At 62.0% G+C, this 13,757-nt stretch carries 11 protein-coding genes; 2 read left to right on the forward strand and 9 right to left on the reverse strand.

Features of this window, described 5'->3' with window-relative positions; genetic code table 11:
• Nucleotides 1–27 precede the first annotated feature (27 nt).
• Complete coding sequence (locus tag HHL24_RS32965) at nucleotides 28–1,284, reverse strand: acyl-CoA dehydrogenase family protein (RefSeq protein ID WP_169489486.1); 1,257 nt, start codon at nucleotides 1,282–1,284, stop codon at nucleotides 28–30.
• Between the two features lie 249 nt (nucleotides 1,285–1,533).
• On the opposite strand from HHL24_RS32965, the gene HHL24_RS32970 reads away from it, so the two are divergent.
• Nucleotides 1,534–4,269 (forward strand): LuxR C-terminal-related transcriptional regulator, encoded by a 2,736-nt coding sequence (locus HHL24_RS32970; RefSeq protein WP_169489487.1) that lies wholly within the window; start codon nucleotides 1,534–1,536, stop codon nucleotides 4,267–4,269.
• Nucleotides 4,270–4,277: 8 nt separating this feature from the next.
• Here the strand turns inward: HHL24_RS32970 and HHL24_RS32975 are convergent, their stop codons facing one another.
• The 7 genes from HHL24_RS32975 to HHL24_RS33005 all read right to left on the reverse strand — a co-directional run bounded on the left by HHL24_RS32975 (nucleotide 4,278) and on the right by HHL24_RS33005 (nucleotide 11,252).
• Complete coding sequence (locus tag HHL24_RS32975; RefSeq protein WP_230417662.1) at nucleotides 4,278–5,567, reverse strand: DUF445 domain-containing protein; 1,290 nt, start codon at nucleotides 5,565–5,567, stop codon at nucleotides 4,278–4,280.
• The gene (phaZ, locus tag HHL24_RS32980; RefSeq protein WP_169489488.1) at nucleotides 5,564–6,397 is read right to left on the reverse strand and encodes a poly(3-hydroxyalkanoate) depolymerase; all 834 of its coding nucleotides are present in this window, start codon (nucleotides 6,395–6,397) and stop codon (nucleotides 5,564–5,566) included. Before phaZ ends, HHL24_RS32975 begins: the two co-directional genes overlap by 4 nt.
• Nucleotides 6,398–6,484: 87 nt before the next feature.
• Nucleotides 6,485–6,907: a phasin family protein gene (locus HHL24_RS32985; RefSeq protein WP_169489489.1), complete on the reverse strand. Its 423-nt coding sequence runs from the start codon at nucleotides 6,905–6,907 to the stop codon at nucleotides 6,485–6,487.
• A 77-nt stretch (nucleotides 6,908–6,984) separates the two neighbouring features.
• Nucleotides 6,985–8,697, reverse strand: coding sequence for an alpha/beta fold hydrolase (locus tag HHL24_RS32990; protein ID WP_206003122.1), 1,713 nt, complete (start codon nucleotides 8,695–8,697; stop codon nucleotides 6,985–6,987).
• A gap of 47 nt (nucleotides 8,698–8,744) precedes the next feature.
• Nucleotides 8,745–9,209, reverse strand: coding sequence for a MaoC family dehydratase (locus HHL24_RS32995; protein ID WP_169489524.1), 465 nt, complete (start codon nucleotides 9,207–9,209; stop codon nucleotides 8,745–8,747).
• A gap of 30 nt (nucleotides 9,210–9,239) precedes the next feature.
• Nucleotides 9,240–10,883, reverse strand: coding sequence for a fatty acid--CoA ligase (locus tag HHL24_RS33000; protein ID WP_169489491.1), 1,644 nt, complete (start codon nucleotides 10,881–10,883; stop codon nucleotides 9,240–9,242).
• Nucleotides 10,884–11,024: 141 nt separating this feature from the next.
• Nucleotides 11,025–11,252, reverse strand: a complete 228-nt coding sequence (locus tag HHL24_RS33005; protein ID WP_169489492.1) for a hypothetical protein — start codon at nucleotides 11,250–11,252, stop codon at nucleotides 11,025–11,027.
• On the opposite strand from HHL24_RS33005, the gene HHL24_RS33010 reads away from it, so the two are divergent.
• Nucleotides 11,251–11,934 (forward strand): Crp/Fnr family transcriptional regulator, encoded by a 684-nt coding sequence (locus HHL24_RS33010; protein ID WP_206003123.1) that lies wholly within the window; start codon nucleotides 11,251–11,253, stop codon nucleotides 11,932–11,934. The two genes, HHL24_RS33005 and HHL24_RS33010, sit on opposite strands and share 2 nt — an antisense overlap.
• 48 nt (nucleotides 11,935–11,982) lie before the next feature.
• Here HHL24_RS33010 and HHL24_RS33015 read toward each other — a convergent pair whose 3' ends face one another.
• Entirely contained in the window at nucleotides 11,983–13,134 is a 1,152-nt protein-coding gene (locus tag HHL24_RS33015) for a porin (protein ID WP_169489493.1), read from the reverse strand.
• Between the last annotated feature and the right edge of the window lie 623 nt (nucleotides 13,135–13,757).

The following is a 13,757-nucleotide window of genomic DNA, read 5'->3' on the forward strand; positions in this document are numbered from 1 at the left end:
TCGGATTGCGTGAACGCGCCGTGCCGTTCAAAGCAGCTCGGGATCGATCAGGTAGTAGCCGCCCTTGATCGCCAGCACTTCGTTGCAGCCGTCCTCGATCATCGACGCGCGTGCGTCGCGCCAGATCTTTTCGATCGGATACTCGCGTGTGAGCCCGTTGCCGCAGAAGATCTGCAGCGCGTCGTTGGCGACTTCGAAGGCGGTCTGGGTCGCGGTGACCTTCGCCGTCATGGCCGCGTGCAGCGAAGGCTGCGCAGCGGTGAAGTTGTAATGCACGACACGCTGCGCGAGCGCGCGGGCGGCCTCCACCTTGCGGAACATATGAAAGAGCCGTGATGCGACCGACTGATGGCGAATGATCGGCAAACCACCCTGCTTGCGTTCATGCGCGTAAGCGAGCGCGAGCTCGAACGCGGCGCGTGCGGTACCCGCAAAAACGTTGGCCATGATCGCGTTGGCAAACGTGTGGATCGCATAGACCGCGTCGACGTACTGGTCGGGGCCCGCGAGAATGTGCTCCTTCGACAACGTGACGTTCTCGAAGAACAGTTCGCCCTGGTTGAGCGCGCGCTGGCCGATCTTGTCGAGCGGCTTGCCGCGCGAGACGCCTTTGGCGTCGAGCGGCACGATCACCACCGCGCCGCGTTTCGTGTCGGCTCCGTTGCCGCTGTCCGCCGCGCAATAGAGAATGCACACGTCGGCGGCGATACCGTTCGACACCCACGCCGACTTCTGCCCGTTGATGATCACCTCGTCGCCGCGCAGCGTCGCCACGCAGTTAGGCCTGCCGTACGTGCCCTGCGGATGAAAGATCATGCCGTTCACGTCGAGCATGTCGGAGCCGTGATCGGGTTCCGTGATGGCCCAGCAGCCGAGCTTCGCATCCGGTGCGAGCGCACGGCAAAACGGGTTGACGGACACCGCGCTCATCAGCGCGGGCAGCAAACCTGCGCCGTAGGTGATCGCGAGTCCCGCATCGCCCCAGCCAAGCTCTTCGAACAGGATGCTCATCGTCGTCGCCCGTTCGGCGGGTTCGAGTTCGAGCAGCCCGTCGACGCCGAAACCCAGCCCGACAAACTTGTCGCGCGCCTCCCAATAGGGCGAGCCCTGCGCGATCACCTCCTCGGGCGTCATGCGATCGAGCTTGACGCCGATCGGACGCATCACTTCTTCTGCGTAACGATGCACGCTCTGCTGCACCATCTGGTTCATCTCGGAGAGTTCCGGCTGCGCGCCGAGCGGACCGAGTTTGTGCGCTGCAATGTGATTCGTTGCGGTTGACATGTCTCCTCCTTCGAGGTGGTTGGGCGTATCATTTCGTGAGCAACACGCGGGTACTGGTCGCGCGCAGCGAGGTGTCCAGACATCACCCGCCGGCGCGTTGCACCGTTGTCCGGCTGACTGAACTTCGATCTCCGCGATGGAATCCATGGTGTCTTTGCGCGACGCCGCGCAATATCCCCCGTACAGGGGAGCGCGACTACATGGACGGGGGGTGGCAGCCAGGGTCAACCCGAACGCCTGGAGCCGCCGATGCATGTGACTGAAGCGATGCCCCCGAAGCGGTTCCCTCTGCTTCTCGCTACGAAGGTGTATCCGCCGCGGCTGCCCGCGGGCCTGATCGATCGTCCGCGGCTGATTCGCCTCGCCGAGCAGGCCGAAAGCAAACGGCTCACGGTGATCAAGGCCCCCGCCGGCTTCGGCAAGACTTCGCTCGCGCTCATGTGGCTCGACCGGCTGCGTGCGGGCGGTGCGCAGATAGCGTGGCTGTCGCTCGATACCGACGACGACGAACCTGCGCGCTTTCTCCATCATCTGGCGCAGGCGTTGCAGCATGCGAGCAACAAGGTCGGCGCGGCGGCGATCGGCCTGACGGCCGAGGCCTCGCTGATTCCAGCGCACGCCATTGTCTCGACGCTGATCAATGAACTGGTCGATGTCGACGACGAGGTCTATCTTTTCCTCGACGACTATCATCTGATCAGCCTTGCGACGATTCATGACGCCGTGTCGTTCTTCGTCGAGAACGCCCCATCGCACGTGCATGTGGTGATCTGCACCCGAACGGATCCCGCGCTGCCGCTCGCCCGACTGCGAGCCCGCAACAATCTGCTGGAAATCGACGCGTCGACGCTGCGCTTCAACTTCGACGAAACGCGCATTTTTGTCGAACACGAATGCCCAGGCAAACTGCACGCGTCCAGCGTCAAATCGCTCTTCGCAAACACCGAGGGCTGGGCCGCGGCGCTGCGCATTTCCACCTCGGCGTTATCGCGCGAGACGTACAAACCCGGTTTGGAACTGGCCGCGCCATCCGGTGCTTCCCGGCCGTTCGCGGCTTATCTGGAAGACATGCTTAAGCGCCTGCCCGTCGAGACCGTCGAGTTCATGCTGCGCACGTCGATACTCGATCGGCTGACGGCATCGCTGTGCGAGGCGGTCACAGGCGTCGAGGCGAGCCAGAGCATGCTGGAGGCGATCGCCGCGCGCCAGTTGCTGCTCGAACCGATGGATCTCGAAGGAGACTGGTTCCGCTATCACCATTTGATGGGCGAATACTTGCGGCTGCGGCTGGAGAAGCAGTACCGCGACAAAGTGCCGGAGCTGCATCGCCGTGCGTGCCAGTGGTACGCCGGGCAAGAACGGTGGACAGACGCGGTCAGACACGCCATCGCCGCAGGCGCCACGGAAGATGCCGTCTCCTTGATGGGCCATTGCGCGATGGCGCTCGTCACGAAAGGCGACCTGCTTACGCTGCTCGGCTGGCAACGCCAGTTCCCTGCGCACCTGATGCGGGCGCAAGTGAAGGTCACCCTCGCGATCGCCTGGGGAATGGCGCTTGCGATGCGTTTTCACGATGCGCTTGCGATGTTGGATGCGATCGGGAACGACACCCCCGGCACGAGCGCCGACGCCGAAAGTATCCATTGGGAATCCCAGGCGATCCGCTCGGTCGTGGCGGCGCTGCAAGACGATCCGCAGCGGGCGCTCGTGCTTGCACAGGCCTGCCTCGACAAGCCGTCGACCGATATCTGGACCACCAACGTGGTATCCAACGTCGTGCGCTTCGGGCACTGGAAAGCGGGCAACCTCGAAGCGCTGTACGCGACGCCATGGATCCCCTATTCGATCGAGGAAGACAAGCGCAACGTGTTCTCTTCTGTCTACCGGCTCTGTCTGCTTGGCCACGCGGAAATGCAGCAGATGCATTTCGCGTTGGCCGAACGGTATTTCACGGAGTCGATGCGGCTCGCCGAACATCATGCCGGCCCGCAGTCCATCTGCGTCGCGCTATGCGCGCCGATGATCGGACACATCCGCTACGAACAAGGCCGGCTGGACGAGGCTGAAGCGCTGGTCATCGACCTGATGCCGGTCGTCGACGCCGCAGTCATGCTGGATAGCGTGTTGATCGCCTATCGTCTGCTCGTCCGGATCGCGATCGCGCGCGCGAACACACCCCAAGCCCATACCTTGCTCGACCAGGCTCAGACCTTGGCTTATGCGCGCCGGTGGGACCGGCTGAGCGCCGCCGCGCTCGTTGAGCGCACCCGGCTCTATCTGACGGAAGGGAGGGTCGCGGAAGCCGCCGCGTGTGTTGCACAACTCGATCGGCTCGCAACCTCCGTTTGCGCCCCTGCGCAGTCCGTCTCACCGGAGGTCGAGACCTACCGCGCGCTTGCGGCCGCCTTTGTGGCGATGGCGCAGAGCCGAACCCAGAATGCGGTCGAGTCGTTAAATGCCGCGTTGAGCAGCGTCGAACGCCGGCATGGCGATTACCTCGCGTTGCGTTTGCGGACTGTGCTCGCGGTTGTCTGGCTGAGTGCTGGCGAACGCAGCCGCGCCGTCGGGATCTTTCGGGAAGTCCTGAGCGTCGCCGCGAGCGCGGGCGTCTACCGGTCCATTCTCGACCAGGGACCGGAAATCGGCGCGTTGCTGCAGGCCGTGCGCGACGATACGGGGTGCACGGCGCAGACGAAGGAGACCGTCTCTTACATCGATCACCTGCTCGATGGCTGGCGGGCGCTGTACCAGCCTGGCAGCAAGCCGGGGCGCGATGCCGAACGGGAAGCGCTGAGCGCGCGGGAGCGCGGCATCGTCGAGTTGATTGCGCACGGGCAATCGAACAAGGAAATCGCGCGCACCCTCGGGATCGGGCCTGAAACCGTCAAGTCCCATGTGAAGAGCATCTTCGTGAAGCTGGCGGTCGACAAGCGCGCCCAGGCGGTTGCGCGCGCGCAGCTGTTGGGACTGGTTGGGCAGCGCTAGTTCGCGCTTCACCGGGCGACAGCAAGCGTGAGCGCATGGAGCACAACGCCAATCAGGCCGCCGACGAAGGTGCCGTTGACCCGGATGTATTGCAGGTCGCGGCCGATCTCCGCCTCGATCTTTCGGCTGACTTCTTGCGCGTCCCAGCTCTTCACCACCTCGGTAATCAGCGCCGACAACTGGCGCCGGTAGCGCACCACGAGCGACCGGGCGAGTTCGAGCCACCATGCGTTCAGCTTGCCCTGAATGGCTGGCTCGCTTCGTACGCTCTTGCCGAGAGAAGCCAACGCACTCGCGGCTACTTCGCGCAGGACCGAATGCTCGCGATCGAGGTCGGCTGTCACGCGCGCGCGGGTGTGAGCCAGAATCAGACGATAGTATTCGCCGCCCCGGACATGCCGGATGCAATCGCGCAAGAACGTTCTGCCCAGGCGGCGGTGAACGGCCGACGTCTGTAATTGAACAATCAGGTGCCGCACAGCCTGGTCGAACTGACGGCGCAGCTCATGATCCGGACTCGCGGCGACTTCATGAAGCAGTGCAACGATGCCTTCGACGAATCGATTGACGATATAGGCGTCCAGCGGCGCGGGCGTGTATCTCGACGCCGCGCTGAATTTTGCCTTGATCAGATCCACGTTGGCCTTGAGCCATGTCTCCAGCGCCTCTAGTCCGCGATCCAGCAGCGGCTGATGCCGGTCCCCCTCGGTCAGGACTTTCAGGATGCCGCCGGCCGCGCGAGACACGTCGAGCGTACGCAATTGCGGAATCACCAGTTGGTCGAAGAATCGCCCCACGTCCGCGTCGTCGATACCGTCCAGCAAGCCCGGCAGCGAGTCGGCCACCACGTCGGCGATGGCCCGGCTGTTTGCCGGTTCGGCCAGCCACCCGGCCAGCGCGTGCACGGCGTTATGACCGCTTAGCCGGCTGATGATCAGCTCCGGCGTCAGGAAATTTTCTTCGACGAAGTTGCCGAGACTCTCGGCGATGCGTTGCTGCCGTTGCGGAATGATCGCCGTATGCGGGATCGGCAGGCCAAACGGATGCCGGAATAACGCGACCACCGCATACCAGTCAGCTATCGCGCCGACTGTGCCTGCCTCAGCAAACGCGCGCAGCCAGGCAAGCCACGGATACTGGCCCTGCCAGGGAATGCACACGAGCAGCAGCGCGATCATCAGCGCGAGCAGACACGTCGCCGTTCGTCTCATGCGTGTCAGGCGAATTGCCTTGCGCTCCGCAGGTAAAGCGGCCGCCGTGCGTTGCAGCCTCTCTTCGCCGTCAGTCAGAAACCTCAAACCGCCTCCTGCCCAAGGAACCTTTGCACGACAGGAGCGACGTCTTTCGCACGCGTGATCAGAAACAGGTGCCCGTCGTCGATCACATAGAGCGTCGCGTCGCGGATCCGGGCAGCGAGAATCTTCGCGTTGGTCAAGGGCACGATAGGATCGTCGTTGCCGTGCATGACGAGCGTTCTCTGGCGCAAGCCGCCGAGCCAGGGCAGGCTGCTCCAGCCCGCGGCGGCCAGCAGTTGATAAAGGTAGCCACGGCCGCGCGGCGCCTGAATGTGGCGGCTATGTTCCTTCAGCAGCGCAGGATCGCGCCGGTAGGCGCCGCCGTATATTTCCGCCCCGACCTGTTGCAGGTAAGCCGGATCGGTATAGCGGCGCGGTCCGATCAGCTTCGACAGCACCGAGAGCCGCGCCGGCACCATGACCACGCCTGGCGACGTTGCCGCAAGAATCAGCCGGCGGCAGCGCCCCGGATACAGGTGGGCGAATTGCTGCGCGAGCGCGCCGCCCCACGACACGCCGAGCACATCGACGGGTCCGTCATAACCCAGCCGCGACAAGAGCTTGTCGGTCAGCACGGACAGCGTCGAGAAGCGATACGGCACGACCGGCGCAGGCGAGCCGCCGACACCGGGAATGTCGAAGATGATGACGCCCACACCCTCCAGCGCGGCCACGAACGGTTCCACCAGTTCGAGATTCGCGCCAATACCGTTGAAGATGAGCAATGGCGGCGCAGCGTCACTGCCATGCCGGATCGCAACGCGCAACACCTGGCCGTCCAGATCGACGGTCTGGATCTGCAGGGTGGTGACAGACTCGGGGTGAATAGTCATTTTTTTCTCATCTGGAAGACCTCATGACACGACACGTCAGACCGCCGCTGCCTCGGCGGCATCGGCGTTTTGCATTGCTTTGCCGCACTACTTCCTGGGTTGCAGCAGCGCCTTCAACTCTTCGACGTGCTCAGCAACACGCTTGGTCACCACCGCGAAACTGTCGGACTGGGCCCGGTATGCCGTATCCGCGAGTTCCTGCATGTCCACCAGCGCCTTATGCAACGCCTGTTGCACCACTTCGCCCGTATTCGCGGTGGGCTTGCTGCCTGACGCGATCAGCCGCGTGACGAGAGACTGCAACTCAGTCATCGTCGTGCGCAGAATCTCCGACTGCCGGTTCGCGAGCGATTGCATGCCTGCGAGCGCGGTGGTGTTGGCCTGCGCCAGGGCGTCGATGTCCTTGCGGCGCGACTCCAGAAGCGCGGCAACGTCGATGCCCGGCAGCTTGAACTGCCCGATCATCTTGGTGTATTCAGCGAAAAGGCTGTTGGGATTGGTTGATTCCATGGTCAAGACTCCAAAAAACTGCGTTGAAAAATACGGGCCGTGATGCGATGACGCGACGACACGGCCAATGGGGTACGTCATGCTTCCATCACGTAGGTGCCGGGCGCTTGTGCGACCGACGCATACCGCTCATTGCCGGGCGACGCCGGCGCGGCTCGCCGCTCGCCTGAACGGGTGGCCAACCAGTCTCGCCAGTTGTTCCACCACGAGTCCTTTTCAGGCTGCGCGGCAGCGAGCCACGCGTCGGCACTGGCCGGCAGAGCCGGATCCGGATTCACGAAGAACTTCGCCTTGGGATTGCCCGGCGGGTTGATCAGGCTTTGAATATGGCCACTCGAACTCAGCACGAAGCGCGTATTGCCGCCGAAGGTCCGCGCCGAGTTGTAGACGCCCTTCCATGGCGTGATGTGATCCGTGATGCCGGCCACCACGTACTTGTCGCAGGTCACCTCGGACAGGTCGATCGGCGTATCCAGCACCGTCAGCGCATGCGGCTTGCAGAACAGGTTGCCCGTGAAAATATCGAGCAGCTGTCCGTGCAGCTTCGCGGGCAGCCGGGTCGTGTCGTTGTTCCAGTAGAGGATGTCGAAAGCAGGCGGCGTCTTGCCCAACAGGTAGTTGTTGACCCAGTAACTCCACACCAGATCGTTGGGGCGCAACCACGCAAACACGCGGCCCATCTCCTCGCCGGCGAGCACGCCGCGCGCGGTGCTGTTCTGCTTGGCCGCCGCGATCGCTTCCGGCGTTGCGAAGAGGCCGAGTTGCGACTGTTCGGTGTTGTCCAGCACGGCGACCATCAGCGTGGCGGCGTTCACGGTCTTGTCACCGCGGCTCGCGAGGTGCCCGAGCAGCGCGGATATCGTCATCGCGCCGGAGCAGGCGCCGTGCAGGTTCACGTCGTCGCTGCCGGTGATGTCCCGTACCGCCGCGATGGCTTCGATGAGCGCGGTGACATAGGTATCCATGTCCCAGTCACGCTGCACGGCGGTGGGGTTGCGCCAGCTCACGACAAACACCTGGAACTCGTTCTTCACCAGATAGTTGACGATGCTCTTGCCTTCCGACAGATCGAACACATAGAACTTGTTGATCTGGGGCGGCACGATCAGTTGCGGGCGGCCGTACACCTGCTCCGTTGCCGGCGCGTACTGGATCAGTTCAAGCACTTCGTTACGAAACACCACTGCACCCGGCGACATGGCGAGATTCTTGCCGACCTCGAACGCCGTGCGGTCGACCTGCTCCGGCATGCCCTGGTTCTTCAGCAGGTCCATCATGAAGTTTTTGAAGCCGCCAAGCAGGCTCGCGCCGCCTGACTCGACGATCTTCTTGAGCGCGGCCGGATTGCCGAGCAGCGTATTCGTCGGCGCCAACGCATCCGTGAAAAGCGACATCACGAACTGCGCGCGTTCCTTGCTTTTCGGGTCCAGCGCCGAGCGGGCGACGAACCCGTTCAACGCGTCGCGCCATGCCATATAGCCTTGCAGCGTCATGCGGTACCACGTGTTGTCCTGCCACGCCGGATCGCCGAAGCGCTTGTCGCCCGGCGGCGGCTGGCACTCCGCGCTGCCGGACAGCACGGCGATCAGCTCACGGGCCAGCGCCGCTTCCTGTTCAGCGACCAGCGCGGGTTGTCGCAACGCCTGGGCGCCGATCTGCTGTGCGGTGGCCAGGATGTCGCGCGGACGCAGCCCGACAAACGGGTTGGGGCCGAGCATGCCCTCCGCCGCAGACGCCGCGAGATCGTCGGACGGCGTGCCGCGCGATGTGTTTTCAGGGGTTACCGCCATTTTGCTGCTCCTCAAACAACTGCATCATGTTCGTCGAGCGATCCGGCTCACGCCACCAGCATCGCCAGCGTCTCCGCAATCAGGGCCGGCTTGGCCTCGCCCTCGATCTGCAACTCGTTCATCGTCTTGACGATGACGCGGCCGCCGCCCTTTTTCTCCACCGACACCAGGGTCACGCGGTTGCGTACCCGTGCGCCGGCCTTAACCGGTGTCATGAAGCGCACCTTGTCGAGCCCGTAGTTGAGGCCAGCCGATGCGTCTTCGGGAATCAGGCCGATCTCGATCGCAAGTGCCGCCAGTAGAGATAGCGTCAGATAGCCATGCGCGATCGTGCCGCCGAAGGGGCTCTCGCGCTTCGCACGCTCCACGTCTACGTGAATCCATTGCCTGTCGCCGGTGCATTGCGCGAAGGCGTCGATGCGCGCCTGATCGACGACGACCCAATCCGACACGCCCAGCTCGCGACCCACGAAGTCGTCGATGGTGACGACGCTGTAATTCTCGATACTCATCATTTGCACTCCTCGAAATTTGCTTGCCAATCAGGCGAACTGATCACGCAGCCACTTCTTGTTAGTCTTGCCGACACTCGTTTTTGCGAGCGCATCGACAAACTTCACGATCTGCGGCACCGCGTATTTCGATATCTTTCCGGATGTGCTGAACGACAGTACGTGCTGCTTGATATCGTCCTCCGTGACGCCCGCTCCCTCCTTGAGCACGACAAGCGCCACCGGCCGCTCCCCCCACTTCTCATCCTTGATGCCGATGACGGCCACTTCGGAAACCCCCTCATAGCGCGAGATCAGGTTTTCTATCTCGAGCGATGAAACCCACTCGCCGCCGGACTTGATCACGTCCTTGAGACGGTCAGTGATCTGGATGTTGCCCGTTGGATCGACATTGGCAATATCCTGCGTATGGAGATAGCCACCGGTCCAAAGCTGCTGGGAAGCCTCAGGATTGTTCAGATAGCCCTGCGTGAGCCACGGAGCGCGAGCGACGATCTCGCCGGTGGCTTTGCCGTCGCGGGCGAGTTCGTCCATGTTGTCGTCGACGACCCGCAGGTCGACGAGCGGAACCGGCCGGCCGGTCTTGCAGCGCAGGCGAAGCTGCTCGTCGGCGTCGAGCTTTTCGGCCCCCGGCGGCAGTTGGGCGAGACTGAGCACGGGGCACGTCTCCGACATCCCGTAACCGACGAACACGTCGATGCCCCGGTCTAGCGCAGCCTTGGCGAGGCCTTCCGGCAACGCGCCGCCGCCGATGATGACTTTCCACTTGCTCATGTCCGTCGCCTTGCCCTCCTCGCACGCGAGCAGCATGTGCAGGATCGTGCCGACACAATGCGAGAACGTGACGCCCTCTTCGCGCACGAGTCGTGCGAGCCGGTCCGGCAGATAGCGCCCGGGATAGACCTGCTTCACACCCAGAGCCGTGGCGATATACGGCATGCCCCATGCGTGGACGTGAAACATCGGCGTGAGCGGCATGTACACGTCACCACGATGGAAACGCTGTCCCGAGACAGGGCTCGCCAGCGCCGCCATCAGGGTGATGGTGTGCAGAACCAATTGCCGATGCGTAAAGTAGACGCCCTTCGGAAGACCGGTCGTACCGGTGGTGTAGAACGTCGTTGCACGCGTGTTCTCGTCAAAGTCCGGAAAGGCGTAGCTCGTGCTATTCGCCGACAGCATCGACTCGTATTCGGCCGAGAACGGAATACTGTGTGCACAAGTTTCACTGCCGGGTTCATCGATCAAGATGAAGGTACGCACTGTTTCCAGTTTGTCCTTGATGGCTTCGACGACAGGCAGAAAATCAGCGTGAACCAGCAGAATTTCAGCGCCGGCATGATTGATCGTGTAGGCGATTTCAGCCGGCGACAAACGTACGTTCACGGTCTGCAACACCGCGCCCATCATCGGAACGGCGAAATAGCACTCGAGATAGCGGTGGCTGTCCCAGTCCATCACCCCGACGGTGCTGCCGTGCTGCACGCCAAGCTGGCTCAACCCGTTGGCGAGTCGCGCGATCCGCTCGCGCAACGTCGCATAGGTCATGCGGAACTGATCCCGGTAGACAATCTCTTCGTCTTGCGCCTGAACGAACGGCGTGAGCAACAGCTGCTTGATCAGCAACGGATAGGCGTAAGCGGCGGTCGCTGGCGTATTGACTTCGTTCTGCATCTATATCTCCTTCAGTTCCAAAATGGATTGCAAGCGAATGTTGATCGTTGTATTTTTCCCGGCCTGCTGTGACATCCCGTTGGGACAATCATGCAAGTGTCAGGACTCGGGAAGTACCCCCTGAATGGGGGAGCGCCGTGGTTACAACCGGGGGAGACCGGCGCCGGCAAGGCCCGGGCGGCAACCTTGCATGGCAATTTTCCGCACGTATAAAATGAATTCTTCTCGATCAGCGGCCTGAACCCGATAATGGTCGGAGACCAACAGCCTGGCGGTCTGATACGCACGCGTCGGAAGCTGCGCAAGCCTGTGATTTTCCGTCGCGTTTTCAGCACTTGTGTACATCGACTGCTCCAAAATGGCGTTCATGACCGATACGTCCGAAGAAATGCGGACAAACCAGTGGTTCTGCTCCTTGCCTGCGCTCGAGCAGGAGGCGCTTGTCCAGCGAAGCGAATTGATGACGCTGCAGCCGGGCGAATATCTGTTCCGCCGTGGCGATACGCCGACCGGCTTCTGTGGCCTCAAGAACGGCAGACTCAAGGCCTTCACGCTGCGCGAAGACGGCAAGGAGGCGATACTGGCCGTCATCGAAGCCGGTAACTGGTTTGGACAGACATCCATGACCGTTCGCCAGCCACGCACGCGAGATGTCGTGGCGATCGAGCGATCGACCGTCTTCGTGGTCAGGACACCCGCCTTTGAGGAGCTGATGCAGAGTCAAGCGTTCCTTCGGGCCATCGCCGAGTTGCAGTCCATTCACATGAATTGGCTCTATCGCATAGTCGAAGATGCCACCCTCCACTCGACGCGCGCACGCGTTGCCCGGCGCCTGCTGCTGCTCGCGTCGGGCGACGTGACAGCGTGGCCGCAGAGTCGCCAGGACGTCAGCATCTCCCAGGACACACTGGCCATGATGCTCGGCATCACACGCCAGACGTTGTCGCTGGAGCTCAAGGCAATGGCCGAAAAAGGAGCGATCGCTCTCCGGTATGGTCGAATCGAAATATGTTCGAAGGACATCCTCTCGTCCTTTCAGGACTATCCGTAATCGCTCCCGCTGGCGCTCTCTCGAGCCACGAGTCGTCCCGCAGGCAGGCTAGAACGTATGCCGGATGCCGGCCATGATGCCTAGCTGGGTCGTGCCGTACGCAGAACTCAGGGCGTTGATGCCCTGGAACTGGGCGCCCACCATTCCGCCGCGGTACAGCGAGTAGTCGGCTTCCAGATAGGTGTCCGTGCGTTTCGACCAGTTATAGTCCGCGAGCAGCTGGAATTGCGTCGCGTTCCCGTCGGCCGCTTGCGTCTTCCCGGTCTGAATCGTGCGCCATACATTCGCCGAAAGGTGTGTCGCGTCCCCTACCAGCTGCGTCACCCCACCAAAAAACATTTGCCGGGCACTGAATGTATTGAATTTAAGCGCGGACAATTCCGGCGCGGTGAATGGACCGTTAGGGAAATTGCCGACAAACCCGGCATCCTGTCTGTTCACGGCCCAGCCTGCATTGACTGTCGTATCTCCGAACGAATAGGACCCGCCAGCCGTCCAGGATTTGAAGTGCGCGGAACCGTTCACGGCATCGCGCGAGTCCAGGTACGCGGCAGCCAGACGCAATGGCGCGCCAGGCAAATAGAGAATCGACGCCCCAATCTGACTTCCCGAACCAAATGCGCCTGCATTGCCACCAAATGCATACGACACCTCAGCCGTGAGGTATTGCCATCGCGCCGCGTACTTCACCATGTTGCTGGTCCACACGCCCTGGGCCATCATGACTTCTGGCCGAAACTGGTAGAAGGTCGGCAGCCATGCATTGGTCACGAAGGCGCCCACAACAGCGTCGGTAAGCGGGTTGATCTGACGGCCCATGGTCAACTTTCCGTAACTGCTCGACTGCAGCCCAACAAAGGCCGTATTGAAGAACGGATAAGCGGGGTCGGTCGCCCCGGTGTTCGGGAAAAAGCGATTCTCCAGCTGGAATACGACCTTCGTTCCGCCACCAATGTCTTCCGTTCCCTTGAATCCCCAAAGGCTCTCGTTTGCACCGTTGGCGAGCTGCACACGATAATCGCCTTGCGGATCCGCATGAGTCGTGTAGCGAATTCCTTCATCGACGACGCCGAAAAGCGTGACCGACGACTGCGCGGCTGCTGAGACGGAGTACAGCGTCGCAGTAGACATGATGGCCGCCAACAGGCCGGCCTTGCGTCGATGCCGCTCCTTTCCGAACAATCTCCTGACCTTCGTCATACACAAGCTCCAATTTTATGATTATGTCGTACTACGAATCATATGAATCACATCTCCAACTCGTTCGTTGCCAGCTACGCACTCGCGCCTGATTGCTTCTTTGCGTGACTCAATGGGCCGGGACGACTTTAGCAACCGGCCGACTCGGCGAATACGTCATCCACTAATGGCACCGGCTCCGATCGAGGCGTTGTGCCCACAACCACACGTTGCCCGGAAACTTTGTGCGCAACTGCCAGAAAATTTACTTTCTGCACCGCCAACACATCGACCACTGCGGCGCGCCTTGTTCCGCGGGGTTTAAGAGGCGTGAGGGATAACCCTATAGGCATGGCAACGCATCTCGAGCGGGCAACAGATCAATCCACGGGGCGGTCTTCCGATTGGGCATTTTGACGCCGCGTTTCGTCTTCCTGCGGCAGTCTCCACTGGCCTACCGCATCCGCGAGGGCTCTGTTCCCCGCGATACGCCGTGTCCAGGTTGATGGACAGCTTGATGGACAGCTTTGAAAGCGTACTTGCGGCAGAGCCGTCGGAAAAAACACGGTCTTTGTTGGGGGGGGATTTGACGGCGAGCGCTAGTCGTCTCGCCAAGGGGCGGGAAATGCGTTGGCACATCCTGC

Origin of the sequence: Paraburkholderia polaris (genome assembly GCF_012927345.1) — a bacterium.
Lineage (GTDB): Bacteria > Pseudomonadota > Gammaproteobacteria > Burkholderiales > Burkholderiaceae > Paraburkholderia > Paraburkholderia polaris.